Genomic DNA, 15778 nt, shown 5'->3' on the forward strand with positions numbered 1-15778 from the left:
CGGCGCTTGTCGACCGGAACTCCGGTCGACAAGCGGCAGTTTCGGTCGACCAGTCACCCCGCTAGGGACAGACTCAGCCCCATGAGGTTCCTGGTGCTGGGCGGGACGGTCTTCCTGTCGCGGGCGGTGGCGGTCGAGGCGGCGGCGCGCGGTCACGAGGTGAGCGTGGCGGCGCGCGGGGCCTCGGGCCCGGTGCCGGACGGCGTACGCCACGTCGTGCTGGACCGCGCCGAGGAGATCCCCGCGGACCTGGCGGCGCAGGAGTTCGACGCGGTCGTCGACGTGGCCCGCACACCGTCCTGGGTCGCGCGGGCGGTGGCGGCCTGGCCGCGGGCGCACTGGACCTTCGTCTCGACGATCAACGTGTACGCCGACGAGACCACCCCCGGCGGCACCCCCGCGACCCTGCCGCTGGTCGACGCCCAGCCCGAGGACGTCGACCTGGGCCGGCACCCGGAGGCCTACGGGCCCATGAAGGTCGCCTGCGAGCAGCTGGTCCGCGACGGCGCCGAGCGTGCCTTCGTCGTGCGACCGGGGCTCATCGTGGGGCCGGGTGACCCGACCGGCCGCTTCACCTACTGGCCCGCCAGGCTCGCGGACGTCGAGCCCGGTGAGCCCGTGCTCGCGGGCGGCGACCCGAGCGACACCGTGCAGGTCATCGACGTCCGCGACCTCGCGGCGTGGATCGTCACCGCCGCGGAGACCGGGCTCACCGGCGACCTCGACGGCGTCGGGCCCGCGACGGCGCTGGGCGCCCTGCTGGCCGAGGCGTCCGCGGGGCTGGGGGTCGAGCCCCGCTGGACCTGGGCCTCCGACGCGGCTCTCGAGGTCCACGACGTCGCGCCCTGGATGGGCCCGCGGTCGCTGCCGCTGTGGCTCCCGCGCCCGGCGTACGACGGGATGCTGGCCCACGACTGGAGCCCGTCACGTGACGCGGGGCTGGCCGCCCGGCCGATCGCGGAGACCGGGCGCGACACGCTCGAGTGGCTGCGCGCGACCCCCGACGCCGTCGTGACCGGACTGACCCGTGAGCAGGAGCGCGAGGTGCTGGACTCGCTGGCCTAACCTGCCGCCATGCCGACCCGTCTCACGGCCCGTGACCTGATCGACCTCGTGCTCGACGAGGACTCCTGGGTCAGCTGGGACTCAACGCCCGCCTACGGCGACATCAGCGAGTCCTACGCCGCCGAGCTGGCCGCGGCGCGGGAGAAGGCCGGCACCGACGAGTCGGTGCTGACCGGCGAGGGCCTGATGCGCGGGCGCCGGGTGGCGGTGCTGGTGGGCGAGTTCGGGTTCCTGGCCGGGTCGATCGGCCGGGCCACCGCGGACCGGCTGGTCGCGGCGATCTCCCACGCCACCGAGGAGGGGCTGCCCCTGCTGGCCGCGCCGATCTCCGGCGGAACCCGGATGCAGGAGGGCACGCCGGCGTTCGTGCAGATGGTGCGCATCGCCGAGGCGGTGATGGCGCACCGCCGGGCAGGGCTGCCGTACCTGGTCTACCTGCGCCACCCCACCACCGGCGGCGTGATGGCGTCGTGGGGCTCGCTCGGCCACGTGACGGTCGCGGAGCCGGGGGCGCTCGTCGGCTTCCTGGGGCCGCGGGTCTACCAGGCGCTCTACGGGGAGGCGTTCCCCGAGGACGTGCAGACCTCGGAGAACCTCTACGCCCGCGGCATCATCGACGCCGTCGTCGCCCCCGAGGACATCCCCGACATCCTCGACCGTGCGCTGACCTGCATGCTGCCCGACCGCGGCGCGCTCGCCGCCGTCCCGGACCCGGTCGACGACCCCGTGCCCGACGTCGACACCTGGGAGGCGGTCACCCGCTCCCGGGACCCCGAGCGACCCGGCGTACGACGGCTGCTGAAGTACGCCGCCACCGACGTCGTCCCGCTCAACGGCACCGGCCAGGGCGAGTCCGACCCCGGTCTGCTGATCGCGCTGGTGCGCTTCGGCGACGTGCCGTGCGTGTTCCTCGGGCAGGACCGCCGCGGTCAGACCGCCGCGCACCCGCTCGGGCCGGAGGCGCTGCGCGAGGCGCGCCGCGGGATGCGGCTGGCCTCCGAGCTGGGGCTGCCGCTGCTCACCGTCATCGACACCGCCGGCGCCGCGCTGTCGGTCAACGCCGAGAACGGCGGCCTCGCCGGCGAGATCGCCCGCTGCCTCGGCGACCTGGTCACCCTCGACGCCCCGACGCTCTCGCTGATGCTCGGCGAGGGCAACGGCGGCGGCGCGCTCGCCCTGCTGCCGGCCGACCGGGTCGTCGCCGCGCAGCACGCCTGGCTCTCCCCGCTCCCGCCCGAGGGCGCCTCGGCGATCGTGCACCGCGACATCGACCACGCCCCCGAGATGGCCCGCGCGCAGCGGGTGCGGGCGCTGGACCTGCACGCGCTCGGCGTCGTCGACCGCGTGGTCGCCGAGAAGCCCGACGCCGCCACCGAGCCCGAGGAGTTCTGCCGCCGGATGGGGGCCGTGCTCGCCGCCGAGCTCGCCGGCCTGCTCACCCGTGGCCCCGGTGCCCCTGCCGACCGGGCCGCGCGCTACCTCGGCGGCTGAGCGCGCTCGGCTGGCGTGAGGTTCATCGGCGCCCCGATGAACCTCACTGTCCCCCGCTGCACCTGCTTCGGGGCGGCGTGAGGTGCGGGCGTCGGCGGGTCGGCGGGTCGGCGGGTCGGCGGGTCGGCGGGTCGGAAGGTTCGACTGATGTCAGTCCAACCTTTCGGATGGCGGTCGAAGGTTCGACCGCGACGCGCAAGGTCTGACTGACGTCAGTCAGACCTTCCCCACCCCAGAACTAGAACGCGTTACAGTCCCGAGCATGAGTCGCACGTACGTCGTCAGCGGGGCCGCGTCGGGGATCGGGGCTGCCACGGCGGCGATGCTCCGCGAGCAGGGCCACCGGGTCATCGGGATCGACCTGCGCCCGGGCGAGGGCGTGGACGTCGCCGCGGACCTGGGTACGCCGGAGGGCCGGTCGGCCGCGGTCGCGGGCGTCCAGGAGCTGACCGACGTGGTCCACGGGCTCGTGCCGGCCGCGGGGCTGGCCGGGCGGACCGGCGTACCCGGAGACCTGGTCGTCTCCGTGAACTTCTTCGGCGCCGTGGCGCTGGTCCGGGGCCTGCACCCGCAGCTCGCGGCCGCCGCGGAGCGTGACGGCGACGCCGGTGTGGTGTTCCTGGCGAGCAACTCCATCACCGGCATGCCCGGCTGGAACGTGCCCACCGTCGAGGCGTGCCTGCGCGACGACGAGGAGGCCGCACGTCGCGAGGCGGCGGCGGTCGACTCGGTGATGGTCTACCCCTCCTCCAAGGCCGGGCTGGCCTGGTGGGCGCGTCGCGAGGGCGTGAAGCCGGAGTGGGCGGGCGCCGGCATCCGACTGAACTCCGTGGCCCCCGGCGCCACCGAGACCGCGATGGTCGAGCAGATGCGTGCCGACCCGCTGCTGGGCAGCGCCATCGACGCCTACCCGACGGCGATCGGCCGCACCGGCCGCCCCGACGAGGTCGCGGCACCCATCTGCTTCCTGCTGTCGGAGGGGGCCACCAACATCGTCGGCGCCTGCCTGTTCGTCGACGGCGGCACCGACGCGATGCTGCACCCCATGGCGCCCGAGGGCTGGGAGGTCGGCCCGGTCGACCTGGGCTGAGCCGACGTCACGACGGGCAGGTCACCAGCAGCCCCAGGACGATGGTCGAGAGCACGATCGTCCCGGGCGTGACCGTGGTCCACGTCGTCCCGGGCAACGACCCGGTGACGGTCACCGTCCGGGAGCCACCGAGCAGCCCCAGCGAGCTCAGCAGCGCTCCGGAGACGTCGATGGTGGTCCCGGAGAGACCCGGGAGCGTCTGGCCGCCTGCCGTGGCGGTCCAGGTCACCACTGCCGGGCTCGTCTGCGGGGCCCAGCTCAGGCGCACCGAGGTCAGTCCCAGCTGCGTGCACGTGATCGTCGGGGTCACCAGCTGGACCGCCGCCAGCGACGACGTCGCCTGCGGTGGCGTGGGATCGGTCCACGGCGCGAGCGTGGACCGACCCGGCGAGAGCAGCCCGAGCACCGCCATCACCAGGAGCAGCAGGCACCAGCGCCTCACGACGCAGCCTGGGTCGCGGTGAACGTGAACACCGGGGTGTACGACTTCCCCTGCATCGAGTTCGGTGCGTTCGTCGCCAGCGTCAGCGAGACGCACACCACCAGGCTCGCGCCGGCGGCCATGGTCGAGGTCGACGAGATGACGCTCTTCCCCGTGTTGCCCAGGGTGTCGTTGAAGGTCTGCGTCCCCCCGGTGCACGTCTCCTGCCGCGGGTAGGTGGTGTCGGTCGTGGCCGAGCCGGCGAGCACGACCCGCGCGGTCACGTGGGGGTCGAGATTCCCGCTCGCCGTAGCGGTGGCCGACACGGTGAACGGCGTCGTACCGGCGTTGCTCAACGTGATCGTCCCCGCCTTGGACTCCCCCGGCGCCATGTCGGTCATCGACAGTGAGGACCAGGCGTACGTCGACGGGTTGCCCTGCTGCCCGTCGACCAGCAGGTCGAGCGTCCCAGAGGTGACGGCGGTTCCCGTCACCGTCGCCTGGTCGTTCCAGTACGCCTGCGTCCCCAGGCCACCCATGAGCCCGAGCGCCCCCACGAGCGCGAGGACCCCCGGCCGCCACGTGCCGCCGCGCGTGCGCCGCGCGGCCGCGTGTCGACCGGTCATCCGACGGCCTCCCGCTCCCGATCACCGACCCCGCGGTCCTGGGTGGGTGAGGGCACCGGCCGCGGCCGCGGCCGGCCGGGCAGGGCCGCGCGGGCACCCCGAGGACGGGTGCGCCACCCCCGCCACAGCACGCCGCCGGCGTACAGGAAGAGCAGCAGGGCGCTGACCTGCACCAGCCGCTGGTGCTGCCCGGGCGTCAGGAGCACGTTGAGGTGGCCGACCCACGGCAGCGAGTACCAGACCCGGCCCCGCAGCTGGACCGCGCGCACCGGCTCGGCGTCGGGCACCGGGTTCGCGTCGCCGCGGGTGGTCAGGAGGCGCTCGCCCTGCGCGGACCACCCCACGCCGACGACCCGGTGGGTCGCCACAGCGGGTTCCCCCGAGCGCAGCTGGTAGGTCACGACGTCGCCGATGCGCACCTGCGACGGATCGACCGGCCGGACGACGACGAGCGTCCCCGGCGGGTAGGCAGGGGCCATCGAGCCGGTCAGCACCGTGTACGGCGTCGCGCCGGCCACCCGGGGCACCACCACCGCTGCGCCGACGAGCCCCGTGGCCGCGAGGCAGGTGCACCACGCGAGGAGCCGGACGAGCAGCCGCCAGCGACGGCCGCCGGGGTCCGGACGGTCGTGCCGGGTGCCTCCCGGCCCCATCTCAGTGCTCGGTGTTGGTCTGGGTCGCCGTGACGGTGATCGCGTCGAGCTGTGCGGTGACCGCGCCGTTGGAGTCGTTGTCGACGCCGACACCGAACGGGAACGCGACGGTGAAGAGCACCCGCAGGTAGGACCCGTCGTCGGTGTCGCTGAAGGCCACGGCCCCGGCGTCCGGATCCACCACGGTCTCCCCGCTGCCGTCGTCGGTGTCGTCGGTGTCGATCTCGTAGGCCGCGCTGAAGGTCAGCTCGTCCTCCAGGGCACTGTCCGGCATGGTCGGCGGGTTCGCCGTGAGCTGGGCGGTGAGGTGGTCACCGACGGCACTGATCTGGAACTGGCAGGTCCGGGTCAGGGTGTCCCCGGGCACGATCGTGTCGCTGCCGGTGGTGAAGTCGGACCCGTCGTCCAGCTTCCACGACGCGCACGTCGGGGCTCCGAGGTCCAGGGTGCCCGAGGTCAGCGTGGTGTCCGGCTGCACCTCGGTCGCGTCGCTCCAGTAGGCCAGTGATCCGGCGCCACCCAGCAGCAGCGCACCCCCGGCCGTGGCCGCGAGTGCGGCCTTGATCGAGTTCCTCATGGCGTCCTCCCTCGGGGGCACCCAGGCACGGGCAGGCCCCTCCAGGAGTCCCATCGGCCGCCCGCGCAGGTAAAGCAGACGGTCTGGACAGCCTGTCCAGACCTCAGCCCCGGGCTCGGGTGGCCCAGCGCGGTCCCTGGACCGCGCTGAGCCACACGAGGCACTCAGAACAGCAGCGCGGAGGCGGGGTCCTCGAGGATCGCGGCGACGTCGGCGAGGAAGCGGGAGCCCTTCTCGCCGTCGACGTGGCGGTGGTCGAAGGAGAGCGCCAGCGTGGTGACGTGGCGCGGGACGATCCTCTCCTCACCGTCCTCGACGACCACCCACGGCTTGCGGGTGATCGAGCCGAAGCACAGGATCGCCGACTCGCCCGGGTTGATGATCGGGGTGCCGGCGTCGACGCCGAAGACGCCGACGTTGGTGATCGTGAACGACCCACCGCTCATGTCCGCCGGCTGCGTCTTGCCCTCGCGCGCGGTCGCGGTCAGCCCCCCGAGCGCCTCGGCCAGCTCGCGCAGGGTCATCGCGTCGGCGTCCTTGACGTTCGGCACGACCAGCCCGCGGGGCGTGGCCGCGGCGATGCCGAGGTTGACGTAGTGCTTGTGGACGACCTCCTGGGCGGCCTCGTCCCAGAAGGAGTTGATCTCCGGCGTACGCCGGATGGCCAGCAGGCACGCCTTGGCCAGCACCAGCAGCGGACTGACCTTGACGTCGCGGAACTCCCGGTGCGACTTCAGCCGCTCCACCAGCTCCATCGTGCGGGTCGCGTCGACGGTGACCCACTCGGTCACGTGCGGGGCGGTGAAGGCCGAGTCGACCATCGCCTGCCCCATCATCTTGCGCACGCCCTTGATCGGCTCGCGGGTCTCGCGCTCGCCGGTGGCGAGTGGTCTCGACGCCCGCTCGCTGGCGCTCGCTGCTCGACCAGCGACCGGCGAGGCCGCGGCCGCCTGGACCTGCTCGCGCGTGACCGACCCCTGGGGGCCCTCGCCGGCCAGCGAGGCGAGGTCGACGCCGAGGTCCTTGGCCAGCTTGCGGACCGGGGGCTTGGCGAGGACGCGTACGTCGGAGGGCGCGGCCGGCGTGGTCTGTGCGGGCGGCGGGGAGACCTCGGGCAGCTCCTCGAGCTCCGGCGCCGGGCTGGTGCCCGGGTCGAAGGCGGCCTGGGCCTGCTTGTTGGCGGCCTCGGCACCCGGCGCGCGCCGCGCCCGACGGGTCGGGCCGCGGTCGGCCTTGTTGCGCCCGACCAGGCTCTCGCCCTCGCCGCCACCGGAGGCCGCGGGGTTGGACAGGTCGATGTCCATCTCCGCGTCGGGGGTGGGGGTCGCCGGGGAGGCCCCGGCTGCGGCGCCCTCGTCGGCGCCGATGCGGATGATCGGGGTGCCGACGGCGACGGTCTCGCCCTCGGGGACCAGCAGCGCGGTCACCTCGCCGGCGTACGGCGAGGGCAGCTCGACGATCGACTTCGCGGTCTCGATGTCGCAGACGATCTCGTTGACCTCGATGACGTCGCCGACCTTGACCCGCCAGGCGACGACCTCGGCCTCGGTCAGGCCCTCACCGACGTCGGGCAGCTTGTACTCAGGCATCTCTTCCCCCGGATCAGAACGAGAACGTGCGGTCGACGGCGTCGAGCAGCCGGTCGAGGTCGGGCAGGAAGTCCTCCTCGATGCGCGAGGCGGGGTACGGCGTGTCGAAGCCGCCCACCCGCAGCACCGGGGCCTCCAGGGAGTAGAAGCACTCCTCGGTGACCCGGGCCGCCAGCTCGGCCCCCATGCCGAGGTTGACGTGTGCCTCGTGCACGACCACGCACCGACCGGTGCGGCGCACCGAGTCCAGGACCGGGCCCATGTCGAGCGGGCTGAGCGTGCGCAGGTCGATGACCTCCAGCGATCGACCCTCGCCGGCGGCGGCCTCCGCCGCGGTCAGCGCGGTGCGCACCGTCGGGCCGTAGGCCAGCACGGTGACGTCGGTGCCCGGACGGGCCACGCGCGAGGTGAACAGCGGCGGCGGGGTGGCGGAGGTGTCGAGCTCCATCTTGTCGGCGTGGTACTGCCGCTTGGGCTCGAGGAAGATCACCGGGTCGTCGGAGGCGATGGCCTGCTGGATCATCCAGTAGCCGTCGACGGGGTTGGAGCAGGCGACGACCTTGAGCCCCGGGGTGTGGGCGAACTGCGCCTCGGGCGACTCGCTGTGGTGCTCGACCGCGCCGATGCCGCCGCCGAAGGGGATGCGGATGACCATCGGCATCGGGCTGTGCCCCTTGGAGCGGTAGCGCATCTTCGCGACCTGGCACACGATCTGGTCGTAGGCCGGGTAGACGAACCCGTCGAACTGGATCTCCACGACGGGTCGGTAGCCGCGCAGCGCCATGCCGACCGCGGTGCCGACGATGCCGGACTCCGCCAGGGGGGAGTCGATGACGCGGTCCTCGCCGAAGTCCTTCTGCAGGCCGTCGGTGATGCGGAAGACGCCGCCGAGCTTGCCGACGTCCTCGCCCATCAGCAGGACCTTCGGGTCGTCCTCCATGGCCTTGCGCAGGCCCATGTTGAGGCCCTTGGCCAGGGTGATCTTCTGGCTGGTCTTCTGGTCGCTCACGAGTGGCTCCCCTCGAAGGACGCGAGGTAGTCGGCGAAGCCGTCGCGCTGGGCGGCGAGCTCCTCGGGCACCTCGGCGTAGACGTGGTCGAACATCGCCATCGCCTGCGGGTCGGGCATCGCCTTGCAGCCCTCGCGCAGGTGGGCGCCGAGCTCGTCGGCCTCGGCCTTGACGTTCTCGACCAGGCCGTCGTCGACCAGGCCGTTGCGGCGCAGGTAGACCTCCAGCCGCGCGATCGGGTCCTTGAGCTTCCAGGACTCCACGTCGGCGGAGAGCCGGTAGCGGGTCGGGTCGTCGGTGGTCGTGTGGGCACCCATCCGGTAGGTGTAGGCCTCCACGAACGTCGGACCCTGCCCGTCACGGGCGCGCTGCAGGGCGGCCTGCGTGACGGCGTACGTCGCCAGCACGTCGTTGCCGTCGACGCGGATGCCCGGGAAGCCGAAGCCCAGCGCGCGCTGGTAGAGCGGGATGCGGGTCTGGCGCTCGATCGGCTCCGAGATCGCCCACTGGTTGTTCTGGCAGAAGAACACGACCGGGGCGTTGTAGGACGCGGCGAAGATGAAGGACTCGTTCACGTCGCCCTGGCTGGAGGCACCGTCACCGAAGTGGGCGATGACCGCGGCGTCGCGGTCGGGGTCGCCGGTGCCGACGACGCCGTCGCGCTGCATGCCCATCGCGTAGCCGGTGGCGTGCAGGCACTGGGCGCCGATGACGATCGTGTAGAGGCCGAAGTTGAACTCGTGGGGGTCCCACGAGCCGTGGTCGACGCCGCGGAAGAGCCCGAGCAGCTTGAGCGGGTCGATGCCCTTGCACCAGGCGACGCCGTGCTCGCGGTAGGTCGGGAAGACGTAGTCCTGGGTGCGCAGCGCGCGGCCGGCGCCGATCTGCGCGGCCTCCTGGCCCAGCAGCTGGGCCCAGATGCCGAGCTCGCCGTGACGCTGCAGCGCGGTGGCCTCGGTGTCGATGCGCCGGGTCAGCACCATGTCGCGGTAGAAGCCGCGGATCTGCTCGGCGGAGAAGTCGAGGTCGAACTCCGGGTGGTGGACCCGCTCGCCTTCGGGCGTCAGGAGCTGCACCAGCTCGGGACCGCCGTCGGAGTGGGCCGGGCCGAAGACCTCGGCGAGGTCCGGGCCGAATCCGGGACTCGGGTTGCTGTCGGGCACACGCGCTCCTTTGCGGTCACGAGACGGTGCGGGGTCTCCGCTCGCCTGCTGCCTGTGGTGCCGGGTCGTGGTCACGGGGTGGTGTGACCTGTGACCCGGGACACACTGTCCCGTCACCGTACCGGTCCCCGCCCAGCGTTCGCCAACCGGGCGGTCCTGTCGGGTGAGCGGACGCGGGGGCGTACCTGCCTACCGTCGGGGCATGAGCATCCGCCAGGGCACCGAGGTCCGCTGGTCGTGGGGCAACGGCTCGGCGACCGGCACGGTCACCGAGGTCCACCACGACACCGTCGAGCGTCAGATCAAGGGCGAGACGATCAAGCGCAAGGGCTCCCAGGACGACCCGGCGTACGTCATCGAGCAGTCCGACGGGACGCGGGTGCTGAAGCTGAAGAGCGAGGTCGAGCGGGCCTGAGGCGGGCGGGCCCGGGGGGCAGTTTCACCACCCGGGTGGTGAAACCGGCCCGCGCCTCACACCCGCTCGCGCCCGTGCGGGGTGTGCCAGAGCGTCTCGTCGGGGCCCTTGGGGATGATCCCGGTGGGATTGATGTCGGAGTGCACGACGTAGTAGTGCGCCTTGATCTGGTCGAAGGCGATGGTGTCGCCGAAGCCGGGGGTCTGGAACAGGTCGCGGGCGTAGCCCCAGAGGTTCGGCATCTCGGCCAGCTTGTTGCGGTTGCACTTGAAGTGCCCGTGGTAGACCGCGTCGAAGCGGGCCAACGTGGTGAACAGGCGTACGTCGGCCTCGGTGATCGCCGGACCCATCAGGTAGCGCCGGTCGGCCAGCCGCTCCTCCAGCCAGTCCAGTGCATCGAAGAGCCGGTCGTACGCCGCCTCGTAGGAGTCCTGGTCGCCGGCGAAGCCGCAGCGGTAGACACCGTTGTTGACCTCGGTGAAGACCCGCTGCATGACCTCCTCCATCTCCTCGCGGAGGTCCTCGGGCCACAGGTCGGGCGCGTCGGGCTTGTGGTGGTCGCGCCACTCGAAGAAGAGGTCGTGGGTGATCCACGGGAAGTCGTTGGTGACCAGCTCACCGCTCGGCACGTCGACGATCGCGGGCACGGTGATGCCGCGCGGGTAGTCGGGGAAGCGCTTGTCGTAGGCCTCGCGCAGCCAGTGGATGCCGAGCACCGGGTCCTTGTCCCCCTCGTCGAGGTCGAAGGTCCACGACCGCTTGTCGTGCGTCGGGCCGGGCGTGCCGAGGGAGATGACGTCCTGGAGACCGAGCAGCTCGCGGACGATGATGGCGCGGTTGGCCCACGGGCACGCACGCGCGGCGACGAGGCGGTAGCGCCCCGGCTCGACCGGCCACAGCTCGCCGTTCACCGGGCCGTGCTCGGGCCGGGCACCCCCGCGGGTGATCCGGTCCGGGACGTAGGTCATGTCCCGCTCGAATCCGCCCTTCTCGACGTACGACGGCGTCTGGTCACTCATGGGTCGAGACTAGGTGAGGGTTCAACCAGTCCGTTCACCCCGGTGGGTCTCGACGCCCGCTCCTCGCTGGCGCTCGTCGCTGCTCGACCACCGGGTACGGCCCGCTCCTCGCCGGGTCTCGACGCCCGCTCCTCGCTGGCACTCGTCGCTGCTCGACCATCCAGCAGGTGCTAGCGGGTCAGCGAGGCGACGAAGTCGAGCTTGTCGAGCACGGGGTCGGGGATGACGAAGGGGTAGAGGTCGTCCTTGCCCATCGACCGGTTGATCATGTTCAGCGCGATCGACAGCGGGACCCAGATGCCGCTCACGACGTCGCGGAAGGACGAGAACGCCGACACCGGCGCGACCGAGGTCAGGCCGTACTCCCCGGCGGTCTCGATGGTGTCGCAGATGTGCAGGTAGTGCGCGAAGGTCTCGGCGAAGTCCTCGAAGGGGTGCATCGTGGCGTACGTCGAGATGAACCGCTGCTCCCAGTCGGCCGGCGGGCCCTCGGAGTAGTGCCGCTCGATCTCGGCCTGGTAGTCGGCCGACTCGTCGCCGAACAGCTCGCGGCAGCGCGTCATCCGCTCCTCGCCGCGCACCAGCTGCCACTCGTAGTAGTGGCCGACCTCGTGGCGGAAGTGCCCCAGCATCGTGCGGTAGGGCTCGGCGAGGCGGGCACGCACCTTCTCGCGGTACGCCGCGTCGGACTCGGCGAGGTCGATGGTGATGAGGCCGTCCTCGTGACCGATGACGACGTTCTCCTGCACCGAGGAGAGCAGGTCGAAGGCGAGCCCCTCGTGGGGGTCGCCGCCCTGGGCGGGGTCCTTGCCGACCACGCGGAACCCGAGCCCGTCGAGCTCGGCGACCAGGTGCCGCTTGGCCTTCTCGGCGGCCGGGTAGAGGGCCATCCCGACCTCGTCGTCGTCCGCGGGACGGGTGCGGGTGAGGTCGCAGGCCGAGCACTGCCCGCCCTCGGTCGTCGCCAGCCAGGTGCAGCCGGAGAGGTTGAGGTTGCAGCACACGTGCCACACCAGACCCTCGGGGTCGACGTAGCGCCCCTGCTCGTCGACCGGCACGATCGCGTGCTCGGCGCGGGAGAAGCCCAGCGCCGTCCCGCAGGAGACGCACACGGAGTTCTCGAAGTGGAGCGGGTTGTCGCAGACCCGGCAGCGGTAGGACCTCACCACCGGATGGTGTCAGAGCGGTGCGACGTCGACCTCCACCCGCAAGGTGGATCTCTTGGCCTCGGTGAAGATCACACCCTTGACCGGCGGCACGTCGCCGTAGTCGCGGCCCCAGGCGACGGTGACGTAGCGGTCGCCGGCCCACTGGTCGTTGGTGGGGTCGATGGCCAGCCACTCCCCCGCGCCACCGGAGGGGTCGGGCAGCCAGACCTCGACCCAGGCGTGCGAGGCGTCGGCCCCCACGATCCGCTCCTTGCCCGGCGGCGGCTCGGTCGCGAGGTAGCCCGAGACGTAGCGCGCGGCCAGGCCGTGACCGCGCAGGCAGGCCAGGGTGAGGTGGGCGAAGTCCTGGCAGACGCCGGCCCGCTTCTCGAAGATGTCGTCGATCGTCGAGGTCACCGTGGTCGCCGTCTTGTCGTAGGCGAAGTCGCGGTGGATGCGGGTCATCAGCTCCGTCGCCGCCTCCCCGATGGGCCGCCCCGGGGTCAGTGACTCCGCGGCGTACTCCCTGGCCTCGACGGTCTGCTCGGCCGACGCGGAGGCCAGCGCGAAGTCGGTGGCCAGCCAGGCGCCGGGCAGCGTCGGCTCGAGCAGCGGTCGGGCCCGCTCCCAGGCACCGCCCAGGGCGCCGTCGGTGTGCAGGGGCGTCGTGACGGTGACCTCGGAGAGGGCGTCGACCTCGAGCGTGGTGTGCCGCTCGGTCACCTGGAAGTACGTCGCCAGGTTGCCGTGGTAGTCCACCTCCTGCGCCACGTCCGAGGCGTCGGGGGCGATCGTCACCGTGTGGTCGGCGACCTCCTGCCAGGGCAGCGAGCGCGGCGTGAGGTAGGCCAGGCCAAAGGAGTCGGTGACCGGCTCGTCGTAGGAGTAGACGGTGCGGTGGGAGACGCGGTACCTCACGCGCCGGCTCCCTTCCCGCGCGGCGGGTCCTCGGCCAGCGGCGCGGTGATCGCCGGGATGGTGCCGGTGGACGGCTCGGCCGGCAGCGAGTCGACGATCGCGAGAGCACCGAAGGAGCGGGGCGGCGGGCCGGAGCGCAGGTGCAGCTCCTCGACGGACTCACCGAGGCGGGCCAACCGGTCGAGCGTCTCGTCGAGGAACGCCTCGAGGTTGGGACGGTTGACCCCGCCGATGGCGACCAGCTCGGCGACCGACTGGTCCTGCACCTCGGCCAGCAGGTTCTCCACGAGCCGCTCGGGCCGGGTCGAGCCCGTGGAGGCCGGCAGCGCCGCGAGGTGGTCGCGGACCTCGGCGAGGCTGAAGGCCAGCGAGCGCGGGTTGTCGGGGTCGAGCACCAGCAGCTCGAGCACGCCGGCCGGGCGGACGTAGCCGCGGTAGCGACGGCGGTGGGTGACCGACGACTCCGCCGACTCCAGCACCGAGTTGAGCACCGTCCGGTCGACGTCGATGCCGCGGCGGACCGTCGTCGTCGAGCGCAGCAGGTGGACCAGCTGCACCGAGCGCTCCAGCGAGCGCCCGGCGCCGATCATGTGCCAGCCGTCGTCGCGCATCATGCTCGCGAAGACGCCCTGCAGCGACAGCACGCCGGTGAGGATGCGGCCGGCGGTGTCGGCGACCTGGTGGCTGTGCGGGTTCTCCTGCAGCGCCTCGTGCGCGCGCTCGACCACGCCGAAGGCGCGCCAGGTGTCCGCGGAGAGCTGGTCGCGCACGTCGGTGAGGGCCGTGCGCAGCGACTCGATGGAGTGCGCGACCGACCCGACCCGGTCGGCGTCGGTGAGCAGCGAGCGGAACTCCGCGTCGAGGTCGTCGAACTGCCGCCCCGCCAACCGGCCGACGACCCCCAGCAGCACCGAGAGGCTGGTGCCGCCGACGGTGCCCGGACGGGTGCGGAAGTCCTCGGAGATGGAGTGGGTGACCAGGAGCAGTCGCAGCATGTCCTCGGCGCGCTCGGCGTACCGGCCGACCCAGAAGAGGTCCTCGAGCACGCGGGGCACGGTGACCGCCACGGCGCGGGCCGCGGTCATCGACATCACCTCGGCCAGGCCCTGGTCGGCGTCGGCGGGGTCGGCCTTGAGGACCCAGACGTCCTTGCTGGCCGAGGAGCGGAAGCCGCCGTCGTCGTAGACGTTGGCCAGCCCGCCGACGAGCGGGCGGTAGGAGCCGCCGTAGCGCAGGGTGAACGTGCGCAGGGTGACCGGTCGCGGCCGGGCGGCGCCGCTGCGCCACGTGGGGACCTGCGAGAAGGGCAGCCGCTCCTGCCCGACGTAGCGGTGCGGCTCGTCGAGGATCCGCTCGACCACCCGGGTCGTGGGCAACCGCTCGAGCTCGGTGGAGGGCCCGTCGATCGGGCGGACGTGCAGCGGGCGCGCGGGGTTCTCCAGGGAGGCCAGCACGGCGCCCAGCCCGTCGGGGTCCCCGCACCAGTGCGTCGTGAGGCCCGCCAGGAGCAGCGGCTCGCCGAGCAGCGCCTCGCACGCCGCGGGGAGGTACGGCGCCAGCCCCGGGTTCTCGAGCACGCCGGCCCCGAGACCGTTGACGACCCGGACGCGCCCGCGGCGCACGGCCTCGACCAGCCCGGCGACGCCGAGCTGGGACTCCCCGCGCAGCTCCAGGGGGTCCGACCAGGCGGCGTCGACCCGTCGCAGGATGACGTCGACGCGCTCCATGCGGCCGTGCCCCTGGCGCAGGTAGACCCAGCCGTCGCGGACCAGCAGGTCGCTGCCCTGCACCAGCGGGAAGCCCAGCGTGGAGGCGACGAAGGCCTGGTCGTAGGCGGTCTCGGAGTGCGTGCCCGGGGAGAGCACCACGACCCGGGGGTCGGCGAGGTCGCCGTTGGCGGACTGGATCAGCGCCGAGCGCAGCGCCCAGAAGTAGGGCTCCATGCGGTGCAGGCCGGCCTGGCGGTAGAGCTCGGGGACGACCCGGGAGATGACGCGGCGGTTCTCCATCGCGTAGCCCAGCCCCGAGGGGGCCTGCGCCCGGTCGCCGATGACCCGCCACTCCCCGGCGGCGTCGCGCGCGAGGTCCGCGGCTGAGAAGACCAGCGGGCGGGGGTCGATCGGCTCGCCGCCCAGCGAGCGGCGGGCGACCGCGCGGGTGAAGCCGGCGTGGCCGAGCACCACCGCGGGCGGGACGACGCCCTCGGCGAGCAGCCGCTGCTCGCCGTACAGGTCGACGAGCAGGGCGTTGAACAGCTCCGCACGCTGGGCCAGTCCCTTCTCCAACGGGGTCCAGGTGGGGGCGTCGATGACCAGCGGCACCGGGTCGAGACGCCACGGCCCCTGCCGGTCGCCGGGGCGGGCGTAGGTGACGCCGTCGTCGGCCAGGAAGCGGGCGATGTCGCTGTCGACGCGGTACATGTCGGCCGGGGTCAGCGAGACCGCGAGCTCGGCGAGCCCCTTCCAGGCCGGCCGCAGCGACCCGTCGGGGCCCACCACCTCGTCGAAGCGACCGGGGCCGCTGTCGCCCAGGTCGCCCAGGGTGGGCTGGCTCGTGGCGGCGGCGTAGTCGCGGAGGACCGTCATCCGGCCCTC

The 15778-nt window shown here is 72.9% G+C and carries 15 protein-coding genes; 4 read left to right on the forward strand and 11 right to left on the reverse strand.

Features of this window, described 5'->3' with window-relative positions; all coding sequences use genetic code 11:
• The first annotated feature begins 81 nt into the window (after nt 1-81).
• The 3 genes from BKA05_RS16960 to BKA05_RS16970 all read left to right on the forward strand — a co-directional run bounded on the left by BKA05_RS16960 (nt 82) and on the right by BKA05_RS16970 (nt 3646).
• Complete coding sequence (locus tag BKA05_RS16960) at nt 82-1065, forward strand: NAD-dependent epimerase/dehydratase family protein (protein WP_179532476.1); 984 nt, start codon at nt 82-84, stop codon at nt 1063-1065.
• A 9-nt stretch (nt 1066-1074) separates the two neighbouring features.
• On the forward strand, nt 1075-2556 hold the full coding sequence (locus BKA05_RS16965; protein ID WP_179532477.1) for a carboxyl transferase domain-containing protein: 1482 nt from the start codon (nt 1075-1077) through the stop codon (nt 2554-2556).
• Nucleotides 2557-2818: 262 nt separating this feature from the next.
• Entirely contained in the window at nt 2819-3646 is an 828-nt protein-coding gene (locus BKA05_RS16970) for an SDR family oxidoreductase (RefSeq protein ID WP_179532478.1), read from the forward strand.
• Nucleotides 3647-3653: 7 nt separating this feature from the next.
• Here the strand turns inward: BKA05_RS16970 and BKA05_RS16975 are convergent, their stop codons facing one another.
• The 7 genes from BKA05_RS16975 to pdhA form a co-directional block, all read right to left on the reverse strand.
• A complete protein-coding gene (locus tag BKA05_RS16975; RefSeq protein WP_179532479.1) occupies nt 3654-4088 on the reverse strand; it encodes a hypothetical protein in 435 nt (144 codons plus the stop codon).
• On the reverse strand, nt 4085-4693 hold the full coding sequence (locus BKA05_RS16980) for a TasA family protein (RefSeq protein ID WP_179532480.1): 609 nt from the start codon (nt 4691-4693) through the stop codon (nt 4085-4087). The genes BKA05_RS16975 and BKA05_RS16980 overlap by 4 nt, the downstream gene beginning before the upstream one ends.
• Nucleotides 4690-5346 carry a signal peptidase I gene (locus BKA05_RS16985; protein ID WP_179532481.1) on the reverse strand — a complete coding sequence of 219 codons (657 nt, stop codon included), beginning with the start codon at nt 5344-5346 and terminating at the stop codon, nt 4690-4692. Before BKA05_RS16985 ends, BKA05_RS16980 begins: the two co-directional genes overlap by 4 nt.
• A 1-nt stretch (nt 5347) precedes the next feature.
• Nucleotides 5348-5923: an alternate-type signal peptide domain-containing protein gene (locus BKA05_RS16990; protein WP_179532482.1), complete on the reverse strand. Its 576-nt coding sequence runs from the start codon at nt 5921-5923 to the stop codon at nt 5348-5350.
• Nucleotides 5924-6087: 164 nt separating this feature from the next.
• Complete coding sequence (locus tag BKA05_RS16995) at nt 6088-7512, reverse strand: dihydrolipoamide acetyltransferase family protein (protein WP_179532483.1); 1425 nt, start codon at nt 7510-7512, stop codon at nt 6088-6090.
• Between the two features lie 13 nt (nt 7513-7525).
• On the reverse strand, nt 7526-8521 hold the full coding sequence (locus tag BKA05_RS17000; RefSeq protein WP_343045727.1) for an alpha-ketoacid dehydrogenase subunit beta: 996 nt from the start codon (nt 8519-8521) through the stop codon (nt 7526-7528).
• Entirely contained in the window at nt 8518-9684 is a 1167-nt protein-coding gene (gene pdhA, locus BKA05_RS17005) for a pyruvate dehydrogenase (acetyl-transferring) E1 component subunit alpha (protein WP_179532484.1), read from the reverse strand. Before pdhA ends, BKA05_RS17000 begins: the two co-directional genes overlap by 4 nt.
• Before the next feature lie 202 nt (nt 9685-9886).
• Between pdhA and BKA05_RS17010 the strand changes: the two genes are divergently transcribed.
• Complete coding sequence (locus tag BKA05_RS17010; protein WP_179532485.1) at nt 9887-10099, forward strand: hypervirulence associated TUDOR domain-containing protein; 213 nt, start codon at nt 9887-9889, stop codon at nt 10097-10099.
• 56 nt (nt 10100-10155) lie between these two features.
• Here the strand turns inward: BKA05_RS17010 and BKA05_RS17015 are convergent, their stop codons facing one another.
• From BKA05_RS17015 to BKA05_RS17030, 4 genes are all read right to left on the reverse strand, one after another.
• Nucleotides 10156-11118 carry a glutathione S-transferase family protein gene (locus tag BKA05_RS17015; protein WP_179532486.1) on the reverse strand — a complete coding sequence of 321 codons (963 nt, stop codon included), beginning with the start codon at nt 11116-11118 and terminating at the stop codon, nt 10156-10158.
• A 170-nt stretch (nt 11119-11288) separates the two neighbouring features.
• A complete protein-coding gene (locus BKA05_RS17020) occupies nt 11289-12284 on the reverse strand; it encodes a putative zinc-binding metallopeptidase (RefSeq protein WP_179532487.1) in 996 nt (331 codons plus the stop codon).
• A 12-nt stretch (nt 12285-12296) separates the two neighbouring features.
• Complete coding sequence (locus tag BKA05_RS20400; RefSeq protein WP_179532488.1) at nt 12297-13184, reverse strand: transglutaminase N-terminal domain-containing protein; 888 nt, start codon at nt 13182-13184, stop codon at nt 12297-12299.
• On the reverse strand, nt 13181-15769 hold the full coding sequence (locus tag BKA05_RS17030) for a circularly permuted type 2 ATP-grasp protein (RefSeq protein WP_179532489.1): 2589 nt from the start codon (nt 15767-15769) through the stop codon (nt 13181-13183). The genes BKA05_RS20400 and BKA05_RS17030 overlap by 4 nt, the downstream gene beginning before the upstream one ends.
• Between the last annotated feature and the right edge of the window lie 9 nt (nt 15770-15778).

This window comes from Nocardioides marinus (assembly GCF_013408145.1).
Lineage (GTDB): Bacteria > Actinomycetota > Actinomycetes > Propionibacteriales > Nocardioidaceae > Nocardioides > Nocardioides marinus.

What these genes read in the sequence shown, in the direction of transcription:
- BKA05_RS17015 (WP_179532486.1), bottom strand. Translation starts at nt 11,118, where the DNA reads ATGAGTGACCAGACGCCGTCGTACGTCGAGAAGGGCGGATTCGAGCGG.
- BKA05_RS16985 (WP_179532481.1), bottom strand. Translation starts at nt 5,346, where the DNA reads ATGGGGCCGGGAGGCACCCGGCACGACCGTCCGGACCCCGGCGGCCGT.
- BKA05_RS17030 (WP_179532489.1), bottom strand. Translation starts at nt 15,769, where the DNA reads ATGACGGTCCTCCGCGACTACGCCGCCGCCACGAGCCAGCCCACCCTG.
- BKA05_RS16960 (WP_179532476.1), top strand. Translation starts at nt 82, where the DNA reads ATGAGGTTCCTGGTGCTGGGCGGGACGGTCTTCCTGTCGCGGGCGGTG.
- BKA05_RS16970 (WP_179532478.1), top strand. Translation starts at nt 2,819, where the DNA reads ATGAGTCGCACGTACGTCGTCAGCGGGGCCGCGTCGGGGATCGGGGCT.
- BKA05_RS16995 (WP_179532483.1), bottom strand. Translation starts at nt 7,512, where the DNA reads ATGCCTGAGTACAAGCTGCCCGACGTCGGTGAGGGCCTGACCGAGGCC.
- BKA05_RS16965 (WP_179532477.1), top strand. Translation starts at nt 1,075, where the DNA reads ATGCCGACCCGTCTCACGGCCCGTGACCTGATCGACCTCGTGCTCGAC.
- BKA05_RS16990 (WP_179532482.1), bottom strand. Translation starts at nt 5,923, where the DNA reads ATGAGGAACTCGATCAAGGCCGCACTCGCGGCCACGGCCGGGGGTGCG.
- BKA05_RS16980 (WP_179532480.1), bottom strand. Translation starts at nt 4,693, where the DNA reads ATGACCGGTCGACACGCGGCCGCGCGGCGCACGCGCGGCGGCACGTGG.
- BKA05_RS17010 (WP_179532485.1), top strand. Translation starts at nt 9,887, where the DNA reads ATGAGCATCCGCCAGGGCACCGAGGTCCGCTGGTCGTGGGGCAACGGC.